Genomic DNA, 25,184 nt, shown 5'->3' with positions numbered 1-25,184 from the left:
AAGAGAGGGTATAGTAAATAAGGAGGATAAAACAATTTAAGCCGAGATTTTACTTGTTTATAACCAACTAGGAATAATAAAGTGTGTAAATGAACATGGCAATAAGAAAGCCGTATCCCAAAAAAGGATACGGCTTTTTTTACAAGGAGATAAGGGATCAAAAAAATGAAGAAGTCTTATCTCTTTTATATGAGTAAAGGGTCTAGAATGAATCTTGTCCTTTTCATTATTTATTTAACTCCATTGCAACTTGTTTGCCATTTACGAAAACCTCTGCCACCGCTACTACAACTTCCATCACTTTTTTCATGTCTCATCTCTCCTTGTTTTTTGTTTCATTTCTTACTTTTAGTATAAGGAAATATAGCACTTGCAACTATCGAATTGGATGACAAGAGACTTACATTGTTGTAAGGACAATCGTTTTATTTGTAATAAATGTGATTTCGAATATGGATTCAGAAATTTCTGTTGTTTTGAACTATAATTAGAAAGAGAGTGGCTTAGAAAGAAGGGGATAATATGAAAAGAATTCTTGTTATTAGTGATATTCATGGAGAAATAGAAAAGTTCGAACAGTTATTAGAAGAAGCTCAATATGATGCAAGACAGGATCAATTGATTTTATTAGGGGATTATGTAGATCGTGGTCCCAATGCGCGTGCTGTAATTGAAAAGGTAAAAGCGTTAAAAGAAGAGGGAGCCCTCGTTCTAAAGGGTAATCATGAAGATATGATGATTAAAGCGTTAACGACTGATGAAGAACGTTCATGGAACCATTGGGTAAAAAGGAATGGTGGAGATAAGACTTTATACAGCTATGGCTTTGTAGAAGAAGATATTGTGGTTAATGAAGAAGCCTTCCAAAAACCAATTTTACAATCGCATGTTTTAGAGGAACATGTAAAATTTATTCAAGAATTAGATCATTACATTGAAACAGAAGAGTATATATTTGTACATGCCGGTGTTGAGCCATTGAAGCGAGTTTCGGAATGTGAACCATATACGTTAATGTGGATACGTAATGAGTTTCATAGTGGGTATAGTGGTGAAAAGGTTGTTGTATTTGGTCATACGGAAACAAAAACGTTTCATGGTAGTGAGAATTGCGGCGTGTATTTTGGGAGTAATCGTATTATAGGGATTGATGGCGGTGCTGTATATGGTGGCCAGTTAAATTGTTTAGAATTGCCGAGTAAAAAGGTGTACGTAGTAAAAAGTTGAAAGAGATAAGGGGAGTCTTATTTCTTTCAATTTTTTATTAAGAAAAATTTAAGAAAGAATTTTTATAATAAATCATTCAAATTTTATATTGAGAAAAACGTTAAAATATAATTATAAATAGAATTGAACAATATGGTGGAAGGTGAGAATATGCGCTTACTCGTAGTAGAAGATAATGCTTCTTTATTAGAGTCTATTGTCCAAATATTACGCGATGAATTTGAAGTAGATACAGCATTGAATGGGGAAGATGGATTATTTCTAGCGTTACAAAATATATATGATGCCATTTTACTTGATGTGATGATGCCAGAAATGGACGGTTTTGAAGTAATTCAAAAAATACGTGATGAAAAAATTGAAACACCAGTCCTATTTTTGACAGCGAGAGACTCTTTAGAAGATCGCGTGAAAGGCTTAGACTTTGGTGGGGATGACTATATCGTTAAGCCATTTCAGGCTCCAGAGTTAAAAGCGAGAATTCGTGCTTTATTACGACGAAGCGGTAATTTAACAACAAAGCAGACTATTCGTTATAAAGGGATTGAACTGTTCGGAAAAGATAAAGACGTTCAAGTAGATGGACAAAGTACGAAGTTAACATTAAAACAATATGAGCTTCTAGAGTACCTTGTTCAAAATAGCGGAAAGATTTTAATGCGTGAACAAATTTTTGATCGTGTTTGGGGATTTGATTCAGATACGACAGTAGCAATTGTAGAAGTGTATGTACATCATTTACGTAAAAAATTAGAGCCATTCGGTTATCAGAAAGATATTCAAACTGTTCGAGGTATTGGATATATATTAAAAGAACAATGAAAAAGGGAAGCATGTTTCAGAAAACACGCATTCGATTGACTATATTGAATTCATTAGTATTTATTATCTTGATAGGTGTATTAGGCAGTATCATTTATTCATACACATATAATCGTATTTATAATGAAGTAGATAAATCGATAGGAAAATCCGTTCAGCATAGAAAGAATTCAGATGATAAAAAACTACCTAAAAAAATTAGGGGATATCCTCCGATTGGGGATCCAAGGATAACGGAGTTAACTTGGCTTGGAAACACAGTGGAGATAGGTATTGAAAACGGCAAACGCCGTTTTATCTTTGAAGATAATTTGGAAAAGTTTTCTCCAAAGAAATTAGGAACTTTGCAAGATATAGAAGTGCAAGGGCAATATTTTAGAACGTTTGCATTTCAACAAGATACAAAAATAGTTCAAATTGTACGCGATATAACAGCTGAAAAAGAAATGTTAAATACTTTATTTTTAATTCTTGTTATTGGTTGTAGTGTAGGAAGTTTATGTGCAATAGGCATCGGCTTTTTCTTAGCCGGCAGGGCACTCATACCCATTCAAAATTCGTGGGAAAAACAGCAGCAATTCGTTTCGGATGCATCACATGAATTAAGGACACCACTTGCAGTTATTCAATCAAAAACGGATGTGTTATTCCAGTCACCATCTGCGACAATAGAAGAAAAAGCGATGGATATTTCTACGATTTCAAAGGAGTGTAGACGGTTATCTAAGCTTGTAACTAACTTATTATTGTTAGCACGTTCGGATTCTAATCAAATTGAGATGGATAAGAAAACATTTGAAATGGATAAATTGTTAGAAGAAATAGTAGATCCATATAAGGAAATTGCTTCATATCAAGAAAAAGAGATGATATTGAAAGTAGAACATGACATATCATTTATGGGTGATAGAGAGAGAATTCATCAAATGATGGTCATATTGTTAGATAATGCGATGAAGTATACAAATGGGGGCGGACATATTCAAATCGATTGTACGCAAACGAGCAGCTCAATTCATATACGAGTGAAAGATGACGGGATAGGGGTTAAAGATGAGGACATCCCAAAATTATTTGATCGTTTTTATCAAGGTGATAAAGCGAGAAGTGCGTCAGAAGGAGCGGGATTAGGCCTTTCAATCGCAAATTGGATTGTAGAAAAGCATTATGGGAAAATATTAGTAGATAGCAAATGGGGAGAGGGTACTTGTTTTGAAGTGAATTTCCCTAAAAACCAAAGAATATAAGTGAGAAGACGATCTTGTTTTTACAAGGTCGTCTTTTTTTAAGGGAAAGTTAAGAAACTATTTATAACATGTATGATATACAGAAAGTTCGCCCTATGAAGAAGCGATTATAAAAAGGTATTTGAGCAGATTATATCGATCATAATGTTATTTCGATTATGTATAGGGAATGATGGAAAAGAAAGTGTAAGAGGGAGGAATTAATTTTGAAAAAGAAAATGATGACGGTATTCACTATTGGAGTAATGAGCTTAAGCATATTAGGGGGTGCCTCTCCTTCTGAAACATCACAAGGAAAGACAAATTACACGCAGCGCAGTAAAGAACAATTAAATAATGGGAAGATACATGCGGTGCATACAGAAGAAAAGGCGGAGAATCTAGGTATTGAAACGGAAGGGAAAGAACAAATTACGCTAGAAAAAGAAATTCATGAGACGGAAGTAGGAAGAGAAGCTGAACAGTTAGGAATTTCGATTGAAAGAAAAGACGTTGGAACTCTTTCAGAAGAAATCTATGAAACAAAAGTGAAGCAAGAAGCGTTAAAGCTAGGTATATCTATAGAAAATACAACGATTGTAAATTTAATTAATCAAATTAATACGATTAAAATTAATGATGAAGCGGATAAATTAGGCATTTTGACAAATGGAAAAGAAATAGAAGACATTGCGGAAGAAATCTATGGAACGAAAGTAAGAGAGGAAGCAGGGAAGTTAGGTATTTCACAAAAAGGAAAAGAGATAGAAACGTTAGCGCAAGAAGTGTACGAACAAAAAGTGCAGGAAGAAGCAAAAAAATATCATATTGATTTGTATGGTAAAGATATATATCAAGTATTAAGCGAAATTAATGAACAAAAAGTGTTACAAATGGCAGATGAGCTTAATATGGATAAAACGAATATGAACGTTCAAGAATTAGCAGAAAAAATTAAAAAAGATCAGCCTGAAAAAGGAAAAGAACTAAATTTTGTACCGGTGATTCGCACGGATGCTGACGCGTTTTATTCTTATTTAACGAACTAAAAAGGGCGTGAGAGTGATACGGAGATGGAAGTGGTATATATGTATGGCTTTACTAGCTATAGCAGTATGGAATGTATATAAAAATGGCATTACAAAGTATGTGGAGAAGTTAACATTCTTCAATATACAAAGCGGAAAAGAAGCAGATTTTAGTAATAATGATGAAAAGGTCATCTTATCGAATGTACCTTTAATTCAGCAATTACCAGAGCTAGATAGAGGCTGTGAAGTGACTAGCTTAGCGATGATGTTACAATATGCAGGCATTACAGTGGATAAGATGCAATTAGCAAATGAAATAAAGAAAGTTGATTTTATGAACGATGGTGTACGTGGGAATCCGAATGAAGGATTTGTAGGGAATATTTATACCTTTTCTGAATCTGGATATGGTGTATATCACGGACCACTTTTTCAATTAGCGAAAAAGTATTTACCTAATAAAGCTGTGGACTTAACAGGGAAGAGTATAGAAGAACTTTATAAGAGTGTAAAATCAGGACAACCGGTAGTTATGATTACGAATGCAACATTTGCGCCATTAGATGAAGATGAATTTACTACATGGGAAACAAATAGCGGAGATGTTTCTATTACGTATAATGAACATTGTGTAGTACTGATTGGATACGATGAAGAATTTGTATATATTCGGGATCCTCTCGAGGATAGCCTAGATGTAAAAGTGCCGAGAGGAAAATTTGAAAAGGCATGGATGCAAATGGGGAGTCAGGCGATTAGTTATGTGAAAAGCTCTAAATGAATTAGTAAGGAAATAGATGTAAGGAACTGTAAGAGGAGTTTTTGTGGGTGTTTTTTGTTAAGAAATAAGAGAACCTCAGCTTATTATATAAGCTGAGGTTCTCTTATTTTTTATGATTAAATATTTAGAAGTAGTGAATATGTAAAAATGCATAGTTGACAAAAAAGAAATAAGAGAACCTCAGCTTAAGCTGAGGTTCTCTTATTTTTTATGATTAAATATTTAGAAGTAGTGAATATGTAAAAATGCATAATTGACAAAAAAATTACATGTTATCATTATATATTGTTTTATATATGTTACTTGTATAAAATTACACAAGTATCCACATTACATAAAGGAGGATTATTATGCAAAAAATATTTAACTGGGTTAAATGTATGAGTATTAAGAAAAAATTAATCATTTCATTTTTTCTTATTTTAACTATACCAGGACTTATTATCGGTGGTGTTTCATATCAAACTGCCAAAACAAATTTTGAACAACAAATTACAGGTAAAGCAAAGGAGAATATTTCAGTTTTAAATACTGTTATTTTTCAAAATATAGAAGAGAAATTTGTTGATGCGGCGTACTTTGCAGACATTTTAACAGAGGATACATATCCAAACGGACAAGAAGAAATAGTAAGAACGAAGTTAACGCAATATATAAAACTTCATCCAGAAGTAGAAGGTATTTATATTGGAACACAGGCAGGAAAGTTTATAAGAGAACCATTTATCCAAATGGCTGATGGGTATAATCCAACAGATAGATCTTGGTATAAAGAAGCACATGAAAATAAAGGGAAAGTAATTGTTACTGCACCATATCAATCAGCATCTACTAAAAATATGGTAGTGACAATTGCTAAAGAAGTAAAAGATGGTAAAGGTGTTATAGGAATTAACTTAAATTTAGATAACATCTTAAAAATTTCCAAAATGATTAACATTGGTGAAAAAGGTTATGCAGTTATTCTAGATCAAAATAAGCAAATTGTTAGTCATCCATCTAGAAAACCAGGTGCAAAAGTTACTGATCCGTGGATTAAACCAATTTATGAAGAAAAACAAGGAAATGTGTCTTATACAGAACAAGGTGATAAAAAGAATTTAATCTTTGCAACAAATGAGAAAACAGGATGGAAAGTAGTCGGGGTTATGTTCGACGAAGAAATTACCGAAGCTGCGAATCCAGTGTTTTATAAGACTTTGATTGTTATTGCTATAGCTATTGTATTTGGTAGTGTATTAATTTATTTCATTACAAAGTCTATTACAAGACCATTAAGAAAAATAGCTGACTCGGCACATAAAATTAGTAAGGGAGATTTGACAGAGAAAATTACAATCCATTCCAAGGATGATATAGGGAAATTAGGGAATTCATTTAATGAAATGTCTGCCTCTTTACAAGATGTGATTACTCAAATTAGTTTTTCAGCAGAACATGTCGCTGCATCGGCTGAAGAGTTAACAGCGAGCGTACAGCAAGCAAATGATGCGACAGATCAAATTACAATTGCAATGGAACAAGTATCAGGTGGGGCTGAATCACAAAGTCAAGGTGTTGAAGAAGGTGCGGCTACATTACAACAAGTAAATACAGCAATTCAAGATGTAACTGGAAGCGCGGAATCAATTTCTATCTCCTCATTACATGCGAGAGAAAGAGCTGAAGAAGGGGAAGAATTGGTTGAACAAACAGCAAAACAAATGCAGTCTATTTCTAAATCGGTATCCGAGTCAGATGCTATTATTAAACTTCTTGATGAGAAATCAAAGCAGGTAGGAGCTATTTCTGAAGCGATTCAAAACATCGCTACTCAAACGAACTTATTAGCTTTAAATGCGGCTATTGAAGCGGCAAGAGCAGGTGAACAGGGCAGAGGGTTTGCTATTGTAGCTGATGAGGTTAGAAAATTAGCGGAGCAATCAGGAGAATCATCTGGAGAGATTGCAAATTTAATTGCAGAAATTAAGGCGGATATTGAACATACTGTTAAGGCGATGGATAATGTGAATGGAGAAGTTCAACAAGGCCTTGATGTTGTAACAAAAACGAAAGCAAGTTTTACGGAAATTTTAAGTTCTACTACACATATTGTTTCTCAAGTTAATCAAATGGTAGAAACAACGAAGAGAATTGCTGGAGATGCAAATGAAGTGACAAATGCTATTGATGAAATTGCAGCGGCTGCAGAAGAAAATACAGCTAGTATGCAAAGTGTTGCTGCTTCAACAGAAGAACAAGTGAATTCAATGGAAGAAATTAGTTCAGCTTCGCAAAACTTAGCTGGGATGGCCGAAGAACTACAAGCGATGACTAGTAAATTTAAAGTATAATAACAGCAGATAAGTAAGGTGATATTATTTTCACCTTACTTATTTTTCTATTCAGCAATTAGGGGAGTCATTAACGGGATGAAAAAAAGAAAAAGACTATGGAATTTATGGAAAACGATTACATTGTTAGTTTGTACAGTTGTAATTTTTTCTTTACTTGTGACAGATATATTAATTAGTCATAATGTAGAACGGACGACGGAGGATAGCCAAGCAGAGAAAGCAAAAACAATTGCACACATTGTGGCGAATGATTCAATTGTAATCGATGGTTTGATTGGGAAGGCAGATACTTCTGCAATCCAAACGTATACAAATAGAATATTAAAAAATACAGGTGTTCAATTCATTGTAGTTATGGACATGAATGGAATAAGAAAATCACATCCAAATCCTCAAAAAATAGGCTATCATTTTATTGGGGGAGATGAAGGGCCTGCATTGAAAGGAAAGGAACATGTATCGCTGGCAGAAGGAACTTTAGGTATTTCAATGCGAGTGTTTGTACCTGTATTTTCTGAAACAGGTGAACAACTTGGAGCGGTGGCCGTTGGTATTTCAGCAGATAATGTAAAAGAGAGAGTTAGGGAAAGTAGACATATCATTTACATTGGTGTCGGAGTTGGAGTACTAGTTGGAATTATAGGAGCAATATTGCTAGCTAGACATATAAAGAAAAGTTTATTCGGTCTTGAACCTCACAGGATAGCGAAAATTCTTGAAGAAAGAAATACGATGCTACAATCTGTAAAGGAAGGTATTATTGCTGTAGATAAAGAAGCCAATGTAACTTTAATAAATAATGAGGCAAAACGATTGTTTAAGAAAAGTGGACTTGAAGAAGATTTTATCGGTAAAGATGTTGAGTTGTATATGCCTAATTCACGTATAAAAGAAGTATTACAAACGGGAGAGGTACAATTAAACGAAGAACAAAATATTTATGGAATTACGATTGTGACGAATCGTGTTCCTTTATATGTAAAAGGAGAAATAGTTGGTGCAATTGCAACATTTCGTGATAAAACAGAGGTTAGAAAATTAGCAGAAGAATTAACTGGTATTAGACTATATGCGGAAGCATTACGGGCACAATCGCATGAATTTATGAATAAAATGCATGTCGTATTAGGACTTACACACATGAAGCAGTATGAAGAATTACAGAAGTATATAAGCGGTATGGTATCAGAGCATCAATATGAAATTGGTGGGGTTATGGAGAGAATAAAAAGTCCAGTATTTGCTGGTTTTTTACTTGGGAAACTTAGCTATGCTAGAGAGAAAAATATAAAATTAATCATAAGTGAAGATTCTTACATGCCGGAAATAGATGATGAAAGTATTATTCATGAACTAATTACGATTGTCGGAAATTTAATTGATAATGCATTAGAGGCAGTGATGAATTGTAAAAAGAAGCAAGTTGAACTTGAGATACAATATGGGGATACATTAATCATTACAGTACAAGATACGGGGAAAGGTATACCAGAAGAAGAAATAGGGGCATTATTTACGAAAGGTTATTCCACAAAGGGAGATAACCGTGGTTATGGTTTGTATCTTGTAAAAGAAAGTATACAGCGAATAAATGGGGAAATTCATATGCATTCATTAGTAGGAAAGGGAACAACGATAACAATTGAAATACCTAAAGGTAGGGATGAGAGGCAAATATGATTAAAGTTTTAATTGTAGAAGATGACCCGATGGTAGCAATGTTAAATACGCATTATTTAGAGCAAGTAGGAGGGTTTGAACTTGTTCAAGCAGTTAACTCCGTTAAAGAAGCGATAGAAGTATTAGAGGAATTACGAGTAGATTTAGTATTACTTGATATTTTTATGCCTGAAGAAACTGGATTTGAGCTTTTAATGTATATTCGGAACCAAGAAAAAGAAATCGATATTATGATGATTTCAGCTGTACATGATATGGGGAGTATTAAAAAAGCATTACAATATGGTGTAGTAGATTATTTAATTAAACCATTTACATTTGAACGATTTAAAAAGGCGTTAACTATATATCGAGAAAAGCTTACTTTCATGAAAGAACAACAAAAAATTAGTCAATCGGAATTAGATTCGTTAATTTTGCAAAAAGAAAAAAGAGAGCCTACTGTCACTAAAGAGCTTCCGAAAGGATTAACGAAGCAAACGATGCAATTAATTTGGCAAAAGATCGAGTCGCTGAATGGACGAGCGTTTACAACAGATCAAATGGCGCAATTAGTTGGAGTTTCAAGAGTTTCTATTCGAAAGTATGTAATGTTTTTGACTGAAATTGGAGTATTAGAAAACGAAATGGTGTATCAACATGTAGGAAGACCAGTGAGTAAATTAAGATGTATTGACCAAAATAAAATAGAGTTTTACGTATAAGCGACTTATTATAAGTCGCTTATACTTTTTTTAATTACAAAATCAATTACAAAACTTACAAAAACTATTTTTACTATTGAAAGCGTTTTAATATTGTTATTAAGAAAACAAGGAGGTGCCATATGGGAATTCAAAAGAATGTGGAAGCGGTATCATTTTCTGGAGGAAATGAAGTACAAAGAGAATCTTTCGCTTCTAAAATTATGAATGTAAAAATCGGTGTTATACCTTTACCGTTATATGTAGTATTGGCTGCTATTATTTATGGGGCATCTGTATATAATAAATTGCCAGCAGATATGATTGGTGGATTTGCAGTTATTATGATCATGGGTATTTTCTTAGGCGACATTGGAATGAGAATTCCAATTTTAAAAAATATCGGCGGCCCGGCAATACTTTCATTATTTATTCCATCATTACTTGTATTTTTTAACTGGATGAATCCAGCTTCAATGGAAGCTGCGACTATGTTAATGAAAAAATCGAACTTTTTATATTTATATATTTCTTGTTTAGTAGTCGGAAGTATTTTAGGAATGAATCGTAAAGTATTAGTACAAGGTTTCGTTCGTATGTTTATACCTTTAGTAGTAGGGACGTTAGCTTCTGTAGCGGTAGGATTATTGGTCGGTTCACTATTTGGATTTGAAATGAAGCAAACATTCTTCTTTATCATCGTACCAATTGTGAGTGGTGGTATTGGGGAAGGGATTTTACCATTGTCGCTAGCTTATAGTGATATTTTAAATGAATCATCAGCAACGTTTGTATCACAACTTATTCCAGCGGCTATTATTGGAAATATGTTCGCAATCGTGAGTGCAGGGTATATGAAGCGTTTAGGTGAGAAGAAACCGGAGCTTAGTGGTAACGGTGTATTAGTGAAAACAGACAATCAAGCAGAGTTATTAAAAGAACAAAATACAGAGAAGCCAATTGACTTCTCATTAATGGGAGCAGGTTTATTAATTGCGTGTACGTTCTTCATCTTCGGAGGATTTGCTTCTAATTTCATCGGTATTCCTGGGGCAATCATTATGATTTTCTCAGCAGCACTTGTGAAATACTTTAAATTAATGCCAGCAAAAATGGAGCAAGGAGCATTCCATTTATATAAATTCATTTCGAAGAATTTAACTTGGCCGTTAATGGTTGGATTAGGATTGCTATATATTCCGTTAAAAGACGTAGCAGCAGTTCTTTCAGTAGGATATGTTGTTGTGTGCGCATCAGTTGTTCTTACAATGGTAGCATCAGGTTTTCTTGTAGGGAAAGTGATGAAAATGTATCCAGTTGAATCAGCAATTGTAACGGGATGTCACAGTGGTTTAGGTGGAACTGGAGATGTTGCTATTTTATCAGCTTCAAATCGTATGGAATTAATGCCGTTTGCGCAAATTTCAACACGTTTAGGCGGGGCAGCAATGGTTGTAACAGCGACAATTTTATTGAAAATGTTTTCATGATCAAACAAGCTAGCTATATTCATATAGCTAGCTTGTCAATTTAAGGGGAGATTATAAGTATGTTAGATAATCAAATTAATGAAAGATCATTGTTACTGCATAAAGAATTAGTAGGGAAAATTGAAATTACAAGTAAAGTAGAAGTAAATTCAGCGGATGATTTAAGCCTGACATATACACCAGGTGTAGCGGAGTCTTGCAAAGCAATTGCGGCGGATGAAGAAACAGTGTATGACTATACGGCACGCGGTAATATGGTGGCAGTTATCTCAGATGGAACAGCGGTACTTGGTTTAGGGAATATTGGACCGAAAGCAGCTATGCCTGTTATGGAAGGGAAGAGTATTTTATTTAAGAAATTTGCGAATGTAGATGCTTTCCCGTTATGTTTAGGTACGACTGATGTGGATGAAATCGTTACTCTTGTGAAAAATTTAGAGCCTACGTTTGCAGGAATTAACTTAGAAGATATTGCGGCACCACGTTGTTTTGAAATTGAAAAGCGATTAAAAGCAGAAACAAATATTCCTGTATTCCATGATGATCAACATGGGACCGCTATTGTCGTCTTAGCAGCTGTTATTAATGCATTAAAAGTTGTTAGCAAACAAATGGATAATGTGAAAATTGTTATTAACGGTGCGGGTTCGGCAGGAATTGCAATTGGAAAATTATTATTAAAAGCTGGTGCAAAGCGCATTACGTTAGTTAGCTTAGAAGGTATTGTTTGTGAAGGTGAATCATGGATGAACGAAGCACAAATTGAAGTTTCCAAAAAGACAAATCGAGAATATGTGCGTGGAACGTTAAAAGAAGCGATTCATCAAGCTGATATTTTTATTGGCGTATCTGCTCCTAACGTATTAACGAAAGAACTTGTACAAACGATGAATGAGAAAGCAATTGTGTTTGCTATGGCGAATCCAATTCCAGAAATCTTCCCAGAGGATGCATTAGAGGCTGGGGCAGCTGTAGTAGGAACCGGACGCTCGGATTATGCGAATCAAGTAAATAATGTATTGGCGTTCCCAGGGATATTCCGTGGTGCGTTAGATGTGCGCGCGACTGATATTACAGAAGAGATGAAATTAGCGGCAGCATATGGGATCGCTAACATCATTACGGACGAAGAACGTAATGCGAATTATGTAATCCCGAATCCGTTAGATAAAAGAGTTGTTCCAAGTGTTGCGGAAGCTGTAGCGAAAGCGGCCATTGATTCAGGTGTGGCGCAAATTATGAAAATACCAAGTTATTAATAGCTAAAAGCAGTGCCTAAAAAGGCACTGCTTTTTTGAGATAAGAAATCAAAATAATGAAGAAGTGTAAAATTATTTATTTGTGTGTCTTCACTATTTATTTAATTCCATTGCAACTTGTTTACCATTTACTAAAACCTCAGTTACTGCTACGATCACTTCTATCATTTTTTTCATCTCTCATCTCTCCTCATGTCATTTCTTACTTTAAGTATAAGAGAAGGGAGATACTTCAACTATCGAAGTATATGACGTAGAAATTACATTGTTGTAAGAAAGGGTTTTAGTTTTGTCACTTTACTCAGCGGTAATTAAAAACTGATCATAATATTTTTCATTCACATATATATTTAATACCCATAATCCAGATGAAGGTAGTGACATAGTGAGAGGGAGTTCGTTTGTAGTAGAATCAATTGTATTTGAAGTAGTCCAAGTTGGTTTGGAAGTTTCTTGTTGAAAGAGTACGGGTGTTGGAGTTATTGATCCTTGCTTTAGTGCAATAATAGATAGTTTTCCAGTTGGCATTTCAGGATCTAAAAAGTACCACATCATTTCATTTTTTTCATTTGCGATAATAGGGCTATCAGCCATTGCGATTTTTTCTTCGATACCTTTTAAAGGTATTTTTTCTTGTATGAAGGAGGGTGTTTCTTCCCAATTTACATCTTTTAAAACGCTAAGATGAAAGAAGGAAGGTGCATTAACTTGAGTGGATGACGTGGCGATAGCTTCTTTTTTAGGTACTTCTGAATCAGGCTGCGCTTGTGTGCATCCAGCGATGAGAAAGGAGAAAAGTAGCATAGTTCCAATTTTTTTCATGGTGTCACACTCCTAAATTTTATTGTTAGTGTAATTGTATTTGCTAGAAAGCGGGACAATTCCTTTAAAGTATAAAAAGAGGTCGTAAGTTTTGTACGACCTCTTTTGACATTTTCTATATTTGTTCAGTTGAAAAGGTAGGTTCATTCTCTTTTTGTGGCATCGTTAAGAAAATAACAGAAAGAACGATACATACGCCGCCTAATAATTGATATGCTCCAAAGGATTCATTTAGCCAAGCGATTGAAACGATGGCAGCTACAAGTGGTTCAATGCTAGATAAAATGCTCGTTTCTGTTGCTGCTAAATATTTCAGACTACCGATATAAAGGAGGAAAGAAAGAGTGCCACTTATGATGATAAGAATAAGCATAGAAAAAGTTTTTGATGTAAAAGTTTGTGAAAGTTGATTCCATTCAAACGAGCGATTACAAATAAGCAGGGCAATACCGCCAATTAACATTCCCCAGCCAATTACTACAGTTGTTCCGCATTCTTTAATAAGAGAGGCTGGATGAAGGGTATAAAATGCAAATCCAATTGCAGTTAATAGACCAAAAATAATGGCTTCTTTTGATAAAACAATATTTTCAATTGAACCATTTGTAATAATAAAGTATGTCCCCGTTAGTGCTGTTATAATTGCGAGCAGTTGCATAGACGCTGGGAATTTTTTTTGTCCAAATGCGACATAAATGGTAATAAGAACAGGGCCAAGAAATTGAAATAATGTCGCTGTAACGGCGTTACTAATATGAACTGTTTCAATAAAGGCGTATTGCGCACCAAGCATGCCGAGAATAGAGAAAATAATAAGTTGTATAGAATGTCTAGGATGTTTCCAAATTTGAAATATGTTTTGTTTCTTTATAAGTAAGAAAGATAAAATAAATATTCCCGCAAGCAACAAGCGAATTGTTAAAAAATCAATTGAGGATACATTAGTATGCTGAAATAGCCACTGAATCATTGGACCAGATAATCCCCATAATGTAGCCCCTATAATAATCATAATGAGTCCGATACGTCTACCATTGTTCATTATCATGTTTCTCCTCTCCGGTATTTGATTTTTTATGTGTGACATGATAAAAGGAATTATATATAACTTCTGGTACTGTAAAAAGTATCAGATTTTAGTTTTATTAAGGGGTCAGATATTATGTTAGAATTAACGCCTAATTTAAATGTGAATAGTAAAAGAGCATTGTACGTGCAATTGTATGAGTATATAAAAAAAGAGATTAAAGATGGAACGATTCCGGCTTTAACAAAATTACCTGCAAAAAGAAAGCTGGCAAGCTATTTACAAGTGAGTAAGAATACAGTAGAAGCGGCTTACGAGCAATTACTTGCAGAAGGTTATATTGAGTCAGCATCGAGAAAAGGTTATTTTGTATGTAAAGTTGAACAAATGATTTATGTAGAAGGAAGTGAAGCGAAAGTAGAAGAAGTACCGTTTCGGGAGGAGAACTATACATTTGATTTCACCCAAACAGGGGTTGATACGAATACGTTTCCGTTCACTACGTACCGCAAGCTTATAAATGATGTATGGCAACCACATAATAATGAATTGCTTTTTCTTGGACATCCTCAAGGGGAATTGAGCCTGAGGGAGGAAATTGCCAACTATTTGTATGAATCTAGAGGTGTGCGTTGTTCAGCTAGCCAAATTGTATTAGGGGCGGGAACACAAATATTAGTGAAGTTACTGTTTCAATTGTTAAAGGGAAGTAATTATGCTGTTGAAAATCCAGGTTATCATAGGAAAATGGTCGTTTTTGAACAGGGAGAGAAGAAGGTTCAAATGTTGTCTTTAGATAGAGACGGAATTTGTATGGCAGATTTAGAAAATAGCGATGCGAATGTTGTATTTGTAACTCCATCTCATCAATTCCCATATGGAATGATTATGCCTATTACGAGAAGGACGCAGCTTTTACAATGGGCGAAGAAAGAGGAAGACAGGTATATTATTGAAGATGATTACGATAGTGAATTTCGTTATTCAGGAAAGCCAATTCCGGCACTACAAGGTTTAGATACAGATGGGAAAGTTATTTATATGGGGACGCTCTCAAAAGCTTTGTTGCCCTCATTACGGATGAGCTATATAGTATTACCGAAGAATGTAATTGAAAAATATCAAAAGGAATATTTGTTTTATACACAAAGTGTTTCAAGAATGGACCAAGAAGTGATTAGAAAGTTTTTAAATGAAGGCTATTGGGGAAAACATATTCATAAAATGCGCGTCGTCTACCGAAAAAAGAGGGATCGACTTGTTTTTGAAATAGAGAAGTATTTCTCTAATCGTGTTGAAGTGATAGGAGAAGATTCTGGATTACACATTTTATTAAAAGTGCATAATGGAATGCGAGAAGAAGAACTAATTAAAGAAGCTGCAAAATATAGTATTAAAATATATCCTGTTTCTACGTACTATAAAGACGGTACTGCGCCTGAAAATGTAGTTTTACTTGGGTTTGCAATTTTATCAGAAGACGAAATTGCGAAAGCGGTTCAATTATTACATAAGGCATGGTATACAAGAAAGTAAAAAACATCCTCCAGGCATGAGGATGTTTTTTATTATTTATTTTCATCTAAGAATAAGACCATATGCTCTTCGTCCCAATACTGTCCGTTATATTTCAGTGAACGTTCTTGTACACCGAATGTTTTAAAACCTAATGATTCATAAAGTTTCTTCGCACCATCGTTGCCAACAACAACATCAAGCATAACTTGTTCTACTTCTAAAGATTTAGCAAGTTCAAGACATTCTTTAATAAGTGCTTTTCCTGCTCCAAGTCCGCGTGCTTTTGGAGACACATATACAGAACCAATTTTAGCTTTATGTTCTTGTTTTACATATGGTTTCGTTTCCAGCGTTGCAACTCCGATTAATTGTCCATCTTTAAATGCACCTAGCGTATAGTTTTCATCTTGTGCTAATTTTTGTGCTTTATATTCAATCGCACACTCTTTATTAATAATATCTTCATAAGAAGAGCTGAAAGCTTCAGGGTTTTGCTTTAATCCTTCTACACGAAGTTCTAAGTAAATTTCTGCTTCATCTTTTGTTAATACATGGATATCCAATTATATCACCCTCCAAATCTTTGCAAATGTACCTTTACCCCGCTATTTGCGGGCAGTAAGAATCCAACTTTAAAATCCGGCGAATGCGCGGATTTTAGGTGGGAGATAACTGCCCGATTGGTTAAAGTTTTACTTTATTTTATATTGAAATAAGAATAATTTCAAAAGGTTAGCTTATATGAGCTGATTTTATGAACAAAATAACACCAGTAGTGTTTACTACTACTGGTGTTTTCACACGCATCTTATTCAAAAGGTAGCTCGATTCTAAAGTTTGTTCCTACTCCTAATTGGCTTGTTACTAGAATGGAACCGTTATGCAATTCTACAATTTCTTTTGCAACAGCTAGCCCGATACCTTTTCCTCCAGTAGCTCTCGTTCTCGATTTATCAACACGATAAAAACGATCAAAAATATGCGGGATATCTTCTTCAGGAATACCTTCTCCTTCATCGGCTACACTTATTGTAAAAGAATCTGTTTCTGTGAGTACGCGTATCGTAATAGTAGTGTTTTCTGGCGAATGTTGATAAGCGTTGTGTAATAAATTTAACATAACTTGTTCCATACGTCTTTCGTCTATGCAAACTTCTAAATCATCTTTGCAATATACATGGAGTTGCATTTGTTTATTTGTTAATGTTGTTTTTGTTTTTTCAACCATTCGTTCTAAAAATGGTTGAAGAATCACTTTTTGTTTTTTTATAACAAACTGGTGTTGTTCTAATTGCACCAGCATAAATAAATCTTGGACGAGATCGGTTACACTATCTGTTTCATCCTCAATGATTTGTAAGTATTCTTCACGCTCTTCTTTCGTTAAAGAGTCTCTCTTTGCTACCTTCGCATAACCTTTCATATAGGTTAATGGAGTTAATAGTTCATGGGCAACACTAGCGAGAAATTCATTGCGTTCTTTTTTCATATAAGTCAGTTCACTAGATAAATCTTCAATCGTTTTTGCTAAACTTCCAAGTTCATCATTCCGTTTAATACCTAATTGAATTGGCTTATTTAACTTTGACATTTTTTCTGTTGCCTTCTTCATTTTTATAAGCGGTTCTGTAATAACACGAGAAAAAACAAAGACAGAAATAGTCGTTAAAATAATTGTTAAAACACTAATGATAAGAAATTGGTTCATGAGTTTAAGTAACATATTTTCTAAGAAAGATGTTTTTAATAACATATATAACTTTCCTTGAAACTTTGTTGTGTTAAGTTGGCTTACTGTTGTGATGAATTTTGATTTTTTCCAGTTTCTTTCAACGATTAATCCGCTTTCTGGGACAGATTCTGTTTTACAAGTAAGTTGTTTTTGCATTTCTTTTGTTACGGGTTCTGAGGTGGAAATAATTTTGCCGTTATGGTCAGTAATAATGATAGCTATATCGGAGTTAGAAATTGATTCCGATTCAACTAAGTGTGCAGCCGCATTCGCAATATCGAACTCGGGGTACACGGGGCGTTTAGGATTTTTATTGTGTTCAGCGTGTTGCATTTCTTTATAATATTCATCCCGTCTCTCGCGACTTTTAATTTTTTTACTATAGCGATTACCTTTTTCTAAAAGAGCAAGTGTTTCTTCCTCAATCCGCATTGTTGAAATGCTTTTGTAAAAAGAAACGAAAGCAATTGTTTCAATGCATAAAGCTAATATTAAAAAGTATGTCCCGATTTTAAGTGAAAGTTTACTCATTTTCTCACCATACCTTATTCATAATAAAGGGTCAGTGGTACGATATTTTCCACTGACCGAAGTAATTATTCACTTTTCCATTTATATCCGACTTTATAGACAGTTTCTAAGTAATTTTCAACTGGAAATCCTTTTTTGCGTAGTTTATCACGGATATTGCGAATATGTGAATCGATTGTTCTATATTCAATGTCTGTTTCATAACCCCAAATTTTTTCGATTAAATCATCTCGGCTATAAGCACGGTTTGTATTTTGTAAAAATAGTCCAAGTAACGAAAATTCGATAGGAGTTAGTGAGATTTTTCCGTCATATACTGTGACAGTATGTTTCGTTTTATCCCACTCAATACCATTGAAGCTAACGAAGCCGTCTTTCTTTGTACGGCGTAATATAGCCTCGATTCTTGCGACTAATACATGCTCATCAAAGGGTTTTGTAATATAGTCATCCGCGCCCATAGTGAGGCCTTTCACCATATCGTAATTTTGATTACGAGCTGTTAGCATAATGATTGGAACGTTGGAAATTTGACGGATTTGATAGCAAGTATCCCATCCATCCATATTCGGCATCATTACATCTAACAAAATAATATCGAAGTCTTTTTGTTCTATTAACTTTAGTGCTTCAAGGCCAGAGGTAGCTTTCATACAAAAATAGCCACGAGGACTTAAGAACAGATCTAATAATCGTAACATACGTTCTTCATCGTCTACTAATAAAATTTTTACCATAATCTTGTGCACCCCAAACTGTTCATTCTACTTGTATAGTTTACATGAAAATGATAAAAAACTCTTTTTATGTGATTGAGTGGAAGAGTGATTTCTCGCTCAGAGTAATTGACATAAAAAATGCACTAGTTTTGCACAACTATTTTTTATAATAGAAAACGTAGCGACACAAAATACCCTATGTTGCGACATAACGTCATGTCATTTTATTTATAAAATGACAATTCCATTCTATTGTGTATGTGAGATAGAGAGGGTTTTCGTATTCACCTCGCATCGGATAAGAAAAATTTCCTATCTCACACTTTTTTTAAAAGGAGATCATACACATGAATCCAAAAGAAGAAATTTCAAAAAAAGAAAAGCAAGATCGTAATACGGTTGTCATGTGCATTACCGTATCTATGGTTATTATTATAAGTTGTGTAAATAAAATTTTGGGGATTTTATAATATAGAAAAAGCTTATTGCTTCTTAAGAAGCAATAAGCTTTTTTTCGTTATTAGGGGAATAGTTTTATATAATAAACCAAGGTAAAATTGCTAAACCAGAAGTTACAATTGCTGTAGTAAATATTAAAAGCATAGCTCGTTTGTTTTGTTTCATGTCACATTCTCCTTTATATATCAATTGAATGCTATACGTTCATTTCATGATTGGTACCTCACTAATGAAAGTGTCACTTTACCCCGCATTAATGGGCAGTAAGACTTCCATCTAAATATTTAATGGATGCGAAGAAGTTAGATGGAAGATCAACTGCCCATAAAAGCCCGATTGGTGAGGGCTAATACTCAGTGGAGGTAAAGCTTTCCACTGAGTAAAGTTTCACTTTATACTTTTAGTATAATGAATGGAAAGGTTTGGTACGATCGATAAAGGTGACATGAAGATTACATTGTTGTAATGAAAAAAGCACCTTCCTTAATAAGAAGATGCTTTTAAAAAACTATATTGAAGTATTAATCATTTAAGAACAGAACCATATGTTCCTCGTCCCAATATTGCCCGTTATGTTTTAATGAACGCTCTTGTACGCCGTAAGTTTGGAAGCCTAATGACTCATATAATTTTTTTGCGGCATCGTTACCAACTACAACATCGAGCATAAGTTGTTCTACATGTAATTTATCGGCATTTTCGATAATTGCTTTAATTAGAGCTCTTCCTGCTCCAAGGCCACGCGCTTTTGGGGAAACAAAAACGGAACCGATTTTTGCTTTATGTTCTTGTTTAATGAAAGGCTTTGTTTCTAAAGTAGAAATGCCGATTAAATCGTTATCTTTGAAGACCCCTAGAGTATACTTATCCGGATTGCTTAATCGTTTTGCCATAGCAGCTACAGGATCCTCATGTTTAAGAACATCTTCATAAGAAGAGCTAAAAGCTTCCGGGTTCTTCGTTAAACCTTCCATACAAACTTTTAAATATATTTCTGCGTCCTCTGTCGTTAATAAGCGAATTTCCATAGTTATAACCTCCTTGGTCGAAATAAATCCATTACTTCAATAAGATTGTGTATGCGTTTTGTTAACAGTCTCTTTTAATTTGTAAAAGAATGAAAAGATATATGCTACAATGTTTTGTTTTTAATATGTAATGAAATTATATATTAACTTCATTAACTATTCAAGTCTTTAATATATTACGTTTTTATAACTAAAATAACTCCTCAACCGAGGAGTTATTTTAGTTATTCGATTGATAACCATCAATTCGATGTGGATGTGTGTAAATATTGCAAGATTCATTTCTAATAAATCCTACGACTGTAATGCCTAAATCGTGAGCAAGTTGTAATGCTAATTTTGTTGGAGCGGATTTAGATAGAACCATTTCACATCCGATTTTTGAAACTTTGAGTAAAATTTCGGATGAAATACGCCCGCTAAATGCGATGATTTTTCCTTTAACGGATATATCGTTGCGTAAACAATGACCATATATTTTATCTAATGCATTATGTCTTCCAATATCCATTCTTGATAGGAGGATATTGTTTCGATCACATAGCGCGGTATTGTGAACCCCACCGGTTTGGCGAAAGGTAGTGGAAGATTGTTGTAAAGTATTCATTAAGTGAAAGCATTCTTCAGGAGTAATTTTTACATGTATATCATGTAAATCTTTTGCTTTTGCTGCATCGTTAACGAAAATAAAACCTTGTCTACCTTTTCCACAGCAAGAAGTGATGTATCGTTTATTATATAAAGTTTGATAGAGTGGATTTACTTTTGATGATGTTACATGGACAATTCCGTTATCTTTTTGCACCCATAGTTCTTCAACATCTTTATAGGAAGCAATAATTCCTTCAGAAATTAAAAAACCAATTACCATATCTTCAATATAATTTGGTGTGCATACAACTGTTACATATTCTTCACCATTTAATTTAATAGTAATAGGAGATTCTGTAACAATCTCATCCAGTTGTTTTGAAAATGTACCAGATTGATAGCGTACAATTGTATAAGTCTCTTGCGTAGGCCCCATATTTAATTCCCCTTTTATATGTATTTCTCTCCCATATTTATCATAAAACAATGGGGAAATAAAAACACCTATTAGCAAGGAAATCACAGATTATTTTGGTTATTATTGTATATGTACGATATAATAGAACTGTAGAATAGTGATATTTTCAAGCTTTCGTAGTTATACCTTATAACATCTAGAATCGACTTCATAAGAAAAGTATTCGGACAGAGCGTTCAAAAATATGTACAGTAATGCGATTTTGAAAACGGATTCATAATTGTGTTGTACAGTTGGTTGTAAGGAGAGGGGAAACTATGGCAGAACAGACAGTCCGTGTAACCGTGGATGGTAAAGAATTTTCCACATCGGGTGAAAAGACGATACTACAATTATTTAACGAGAGTAATTTGGAACATCCTCAAATTTGTCATGTACCAGAAGTAGATCCAATTCAAACTTGTGATACGTGTATTGTAGAAGTAAATGGGAAGTTATTACGTGCTTGTTCAACGAAATTAGAGAACGGTATGCATATTGAAAGACAGTCCCAGCGTGCAAAAGAGGCACAGACTGAGGCAATGGATCGAATATTAGAGAATCATTTATTGTATTGTACCGTTTGTGATAACAATAATGGTAACTGTAAAGTCCATAACACGGTACATATGATGGGAATTGAAGAACAGAAATATCCGTATGAGCCGAAAGTAAGTGCTTGTGAAGTGGATATGTCACATCCGTTTTATCGGTATGATCCAAATCAATGTATTGCTTGTGGACAGTGTGTAGAAGTATGTCAAAACTTACAGGTTAATGAAACTATATCGATAGACTGGAACTTAGATCGTCCACGTGTTATATGGGATCATGGTGTAAGCATAAATGACTCATCTTGTGTAAGTTGTGGGCAGTGTGTAACAGTATGTCCATGTAATGCGTTAATGGAAAAAACAATGCTAGGTGAAGCTGGGTTCATGACTGGATTAAAACCAGATGTGTTAGATCCAATGATTGATTTTGTAAAGGATGTAGAGCCTGGATATAGTAGTATTTTAGCGGTTTCAGAAGTAGAGGCTGCGATGCGTAAGACGAAAGTTAATAAAACAAAAACAGTTTGTACATTTTGTGGTGTCGGTTGTTCCTTTGAAGTATGGACAAAAGATCGCCATATATTAAAAGTGCAACCTGTTTCAGATGCACCTGTTAATGGTATTTCCACATGTGTAAAAGGTAAATTTGGATGGGACTTTGTAAATAGTGAAGATCGAATTACGAAGCCATTAATTCGCCAAGGAGATATGTTTGTTGAAGCTTCATGGGAAGAAGCATTAGAAGTTGTTGCTTCTAACATGCAGCATATTAAATCTCAATATGGCAGCGATGCATTTGGATTCATTTCTTCATCGAAAGTAACGAATGAAGAAAATTACCTTATGCAAAAACTAGCCCGACAAATATATGGAACGAATAATGTGGACAACTGTTCTCGTTATTGTCAATCTCCAGCGACAGACGGTTTATTTAAAACTGTCGGTATGGGCGGGGATGCTGGAACAGTGAAAGATATAGCTGAAGCAGGCCTTGTTATTATCGTTGGTGCGAATCCAACAGAAGGACATCCTGTACTTGCTACGAGAGTAAAACGTGCTCATAAATTACACGAGCAAAAACTGATTGTAGCAGACCTTCGTAAACATGAAATGGCAGAGCGTGCGGATCTATTTATTCATCCGCGCCAAGGAACGGATTACGTATGGCTTGCAGGTATTACGAAATATATCATTGATCAAGATTGGCACGATAAAAAGTTTTTAGCTGAAAATGTGAAGAACTTTGATGAATATAGCAAAATGTTAGAAAAGTATACGCTTGATTACACAGAAGAAATTACGGGGATTTCTAAAGCTCAGTTAAAAGAAATGGCCCGTATGGTATATGAAGCAGATGGTACTTGTATACTTTGGGGAATGGGTGTAACTCAAAATACAGGAGGAAGTACGACATCAGCAGCAATTTCAAATTTACTACTTGTTACGGGTAACTATCGTCGTCCTGGTGCAGGTGCATACCCATTAAGAGGGCATAATAACGTACAAGGTGCTTGTGATATGGCAACATTACCAAACTGGCTTCCTGGTTATCAAGCAGTATCAGATGATACGCTTCGTGCGAAATTTGAAAAAGCATACGGTACAACTATTCCGAAAGCACCAGGATTAAATAATATTGCAATGTTACTTGCAGCGGAAGAAGGAAAACTACGCGGTATGTATGTCATGGGTGAAGAAATGGCTTTAGTCGATTCAAATGCGAACCATGTGCAACATATTTTATCAAATTTAGACTTCCTCGTTGTTCAAGATATGTTCTTATCAAAAACAGCTCGTTTTGCTGATGTTATTTTACCGGCAGCACCAAGCTTAGAAAAAGAAGGAACGTTTACGAATACAGAGCGCCGTATTCAAAGATTATATGAAGTATTGAAACCGCTTGGTGATTCCAAACCAGACTGGTGGATTTTGCAAAAAGTTGCTCGTGCACTGGGCGGGGATTGGAATTACGAAAGTCCAAGTGAAATTATGGACGAAATCGCATCACTTGCACCGTTATACTCTCAAGCGACGTATGACCGTCTAGAAGGATGGAATAGTTTATGTTGGGGTAGTCATGATGGTAGCGATACACCGCTATTATATGTAGATGGATTTAACTTCCCAGATAAACTTGCTCGTTTATCATTAGATGAATGGGTACCACCGGTTGTAGCGCCAGATGAGTATGATTTACTTTTAAATAATGGTCGTATGCTAGAACATTTCCATGAAGGGAATATGACGAATAAGTCGGCTGGTATTTTATCTAAAGTATCTGAAGTATTCGTTGAAATTTCACCTGAACTCGCTATAGAGCGCAATGTAAAAGATGGTGGTCTTGTAGAATTAGCATCACCATTTGGGAAAATTAAAGTACAAGCGCTTATTACTGATCGTGTAACGGGGAAAGAGCTATATTTACCAATGCATGCAACAGTAAATGAAGAGGCAATCAATATTTTAACTGGGACGGCAACAGACCTTTATACGTGTACACCAGCATATAAACAAACGATGGTGAAAATGCGTGTGTTACGTGAAAAAGGAAATCGTCCGTTACCATCTTCAAACCCGCGAGATAAAAAGCGTAATCCGCAAAATGGTGTTGAAATCGAGCAAAAGTGGCAAAGAAAACAATACGTATCACTTGTGGACTAGGGGGCGGAGATAGTGGCGAAAGAAATTACGTTAATTAAAAAGAAAGTTGTAACAGAGGAAGAACAGAAACAGCAATTAGCAGATGAACTTCTACATGAGCTATCTAATAATCGTGAAGCAGTAGAAGAAACGATGCAGCTTTTAGCACAGTTGCAGAAGGCTGGGATATTAGATGCAGCGATTAGTTTACTTGCTGCGAAGGAAGATGTTTCAAAAATCGCTGTGGAGCAATTAAATCGTGAACCCGTTAAAAATGCACTCAACAATATGATGGGGGCGGGGGAAGCGCTATCTGCAGTTGACCCAGAAGTAACGAAGCAAATCACATCGAGTTTAGTTACTGGATTGCAATTTGCAACAGATGAATTAAATAGTGGTAAAAAAACAAAAGTGATGGATTTCTTTAAAGTGTTAAAAGATCCAGATATCAATAGAGCCATTACATTCGGTTTTAGCTTCTTGAAAGCATTTGGGCAAGGATTAGAGAAAAAATAGGGTAAATGAAAAAGTGATGGGACGTAGCCATCACTTTTTTCATTGTATGTATAAG

21 protein-coding genes and 1 pseudogene are annotated in these 25,184 nt (G+C 34.7%); 15 read left to right on the top strand and 7 right to left on the bottom strand.

Going from position 1 to position 25,184, the window contains the following annotated elements; translation table 11 throughout:
• Nucleotides 1–522 precede the first annotated feature (522 nt).
• The 11 genes and pseudogenes from DT250_RS26360 to DT250_RS26315 all read left to right on the top strand — a co-directional run bounded on the left by DT250_RS26360 (nucleotide 523) and on the right by DT250_RS26315 (nucleotide 12,535).
• On the top strand, nucleotides 523–1,227 hold the full coding sequence (locus tag DT250_RS26360; protein ID WP_048562841.1) for a metallophosphoesterase family protein: 705 nt from the start codon (nucleotides 523–525) through the stop codon (nucleotides 1,225–1,227).
• Between the two features lie 150 nt (nucleotides 1,228–1,377).
• Nucleotides 1,378–2,049, top strand: coding sequence for a response regulator transcription factor (locus tag DT250_RS26355; RefSeq protein WP_088061772.1), 672 nt, complete (start codon nucleotides 1,378–1,380; stop codon nucleotides 2,047–2,049).
• The gene (locus DT250_RS26350) at nucleotides 2,046–3,296 is read left to right on the top strand and encodes a sensor histidine kinase (RefSeq protein ID WP_088061774.1); all 1,251 of its coding nucleotides are present in this window, start codon (nucleotides 2,046–2,048) and stop codon (nucleotides 3,294–3,296) included. Before DT250_RS26355 ends, DT250_RS26350 begins: the two co-directional genes overlap by 4 nt.
• A gap of 206 nt (nucleotides 3,297–3,502) precedes the next feature.
• Entirely contained in the window at nucleotides 3,503–4,324 is an 822-nt protein-coding gene (locus DT250_RS26345) for a transporter (RefSeq protein ID WP_149213943.1), read from the top strand.
• Nucleotides 4,325–4,337: 13 nt separating this feature from the next.
• Nucleotides 4,338–5,087, top strand: coding sequence for a C39 family peptidase (locus tag DT250_RS26340; RefSeq protein WP_116442942.1), 750 nt, complete (start codon nucleotides 4,338–4,340; stop codon nucleotides 5,085–5,087).
• A 350-nt stretch (nucleotides 5,088–5,437) separates the two neighbouring features.
• Nucleotides 5,438–6,481, top strand: a pseudogene (locus DT250_RS32840) (HAMP domain-containing protein); the annotation flags it as partial.
• Complete coding sequence (locus tag DT250_RS32835; protein WP_438285567.1) at nucleotides 6,473–7,420, top strand: methyl-accepting chemotaxis protein; 948 nt, start codon at nucleotides 6,473–6,475, stop codon at nucleotides 7,418–7,420. The pseudogene DT250_RS32840 and the gene DT250_RS32835, both read left to right, overlap by 9 nt.
• A 78-nt stretch (nucleotides 7,421–7,498) precedes the next feature.
• Nucleotides 7,499–9,103 (top strand): sensor histidine kinase, encoded by a 1,605-nt coding sequence (locus DT250_RS26330; protein ID WP_149213941.1) that lies wholly within the window; start codon nucleotides 7,499–7,501, stop codon nucleotides 9,101–9,103.
• Nucleotides 9,100–9,807 (top strand): response regulator, encoded by a 708-nt coding sequence (locus tag DT250_RS26325; protein ID WP_088061782.1) that lies wholly within the window; start codon nucleotides 9,100–9,102, stop codon nucleotides 9,805–9,807. The genes DT250_RS26330 and DT250_RS26325 overlap by 4 nt, the downstream gene beginning before the upstream one ends.
• Before the next feature lie 122 nt (nucleotides 9,808–9,929).
• Nucleotides 9,930–11,276, top strand: coding sequence for a 2-hydroxycarboxylate transporter family protein (locus DT250_RS26320; protein WP_149213940.1), 1,347 nt, complete (start codon nucleotides 9,930–9,932; stop codon nucleotides 11,274–11,276).
• A 59-nt stretch (nucleotides 11,277–11,335) separates the two neighbouring features.
• Entirely contained in the window at nucleotides 11,336–12,535 is a 1,200-nt protein-coding gene (locus tag DT250_RS26315) for an NAD(P)-dependent malic enzyme (RefSeq protein ID WP_088608950.1), read from the top strand.
• A gap of 297 nt (nucleotides 12,536–12,832) precedes the next feature.
• Here the strand turns inward: DT250_RS26315 and DT250_RS26310 are convergent, their stop codons facing one another.
• On the bottom strand, nucleotides 12,833–13,357 hold the full coding sequence (locus DT250_RS26310; RefSeq protein WP_075310643.1) for a DUF4871 domain-containing protein: 525 nt from the start codon (nucleotides 13,355–13,357) through the stop codon (nucleotides 12,833–12,835).
• Between the two features lie 115 nt (nucleotides 13,358–13,472).
• A complete protein-coding gene (locus tag DT250_RS26305; RefSeq protein ID WP_149213939.1) occupies nucleotides 13,473–14,399 on the bottom strand; it encodes a DMT family transporter in 927 nt (308 codons plus the stop codon).
• Nucleotides 14,400–14,519: 120 nt separating this feature from the next.
• Between DT250_RS26305 and pdxR the strand changes: the two genes are divergently transcribed.
• Nucleotides 14,520–15,920 (top strand): MocR-like pyridoxine biosynthesis transcription factor PdxR, encoded by a 1,401-nt coding sequence (gene pdxR / locus DT250_RS26300; protein ID WP_149213938.1) that lies wholly within the window; start codon nucleotides 14,520–14,522, stop codon nucleotides 15,918–15,920.
• A 32-nt stretch (nucleotides 15,921–15,952) separates the two neighbouring features.
• On the opposite strand, the gene DT250_RS26295 is transcribed toward pdxR, so the two are convergent.
• From DT250_RS26295 to DT250_RS26285, 3 genes are all read right to left on the bottom strand, one after another.
• Nucleotides 15,953–16,465, bottom strand: a complete 513-nt coding sequence (locus DT250_RS26295; RefSeq protein ID WP_000351216.1) for a GNAT family N-acetyltransferase — start codon at nucleotides 16,463–16,465, stop codon at nucleotides 15,953–15,955.
• Between the two features lie 245 nt (nucleotides 16,466–16,710).
• Nucleotides 16,711–18,165, bottom strand: a complete 1,455-nt coding sequence (locus DT250_RS26290) for a HAMP domain-containing sensor histidine kinase (RefSeq protein WP_088608953.1) — start codon at nucleotides 18,163–18,165, stop codon at nucleotides 16,711–16,713.
• A 65-nt stretch (nucleotides 18,166–18,230) separates the two neighbouring features.
• Nucleotides 18,231–18,902 (bottom strand): response regulator transcription factor, encoded by a 672-nt coding sequence (locus tag DT250_RS26285; RefSeq protein WP_088121252.1) that lies wholly within the window; start codon nucleotides 18,900–18,902, stop codon nucleotides 18,231–18,233.
• 329 nt (nucleotides 18,903–19,231) lie between these two features.
• On the opposite strand from DT250_RS26285, the gene DT250_RS32405 reads away from it, so the two are divergent.
• Nucleotides 19,232–19,354, top strand: a complete 123-nt coding sequence (locus tag DT250_RS32405; RefSeq protein ID WP_080492832.1) for a hypothetical protein — start codon at nucleotides 19,232–19,234, stop codon at nucleotides 19,352–19,354.
• A gap of 510 nt (nucleotides 19,355–19,864) precedes the next feature.
• Here DT250_RS32405 and DT250_RS26275 read toward each other — a convergent pair.
• Together DT250_RS26275 and fdhD are read right to left on the bottom strand one after the other, a co-directional pair.
• Nucleotides 19,865–20,371 (bottom strand): GNAT family N-acetyltransferase, encoded by a 507-nt coding sequence (locus tag DT250_RS26275; RefSeq protein WP_000405878.1) that lies wholly within the window; start codon nucleotides 20,369–20,371, stop codon nucleotides 19,865–19,867.
• Between the two features lie 220 nt (nucleotides 20,372–20,591).
• Complete coding sequence (gene fdhD, locus DT250_RS26270) at nucleotides 20,592–21,398, bottom strand: formate dehydrogenase accessory sulfurtransferase FdhD (protein ID WP_088608954.1); 807 nt, start codon at nucleotides 21,396–21,398, stop codon at nucleotides 20,592–20,594.
• A gap of 299 nt (nucleotides 21,399–21,697) precedes the next feature.
• On the opposite strand from fdhD, the gene fdhF reads away from it, so the two are divergent.
• Nucleotides 21,698–24,634, top strand: coding sequence for a formate dehydrogenase subunit alpha (fdhF, locus tag DT250_RS26265; RefSeq protein ID WP_000840694.1), 2,937 nt, complete (start codon nucleotides 21,698–21,700; stop codon nucleotides 24,632–24,634).
• A 12-nt stretch (nucleotides 24,635–24,646) separates the two neighbouring features.
• Nucleotides 24,647–25,129 (top strand): helical membrane plugin domain-containing protein, encoded by a 483-nt coding sequence (locus DT250_RS26260; protein WP_048541641.1) that lies wholly within the window; start codon nucleotides 24,647–24,649, stop codon nucleotides 25,127–25,129.
• The last annotated feature ends 55 nt before the right edge of the window (nucleotides 25,130–25,184 follow it).

This window comes from Bacillus sp. AR2-1, from assembly GCF_008368755.1.
Lineage (GTDB): Bacteria > Bacillota > Bacilli > Bacillales > Bacillaceae_G > Bacillus_A > Bacillus_A wiedmannii.
This window is presented reverse-complemented; position numbering and strand designations above follow the sequence as displayed.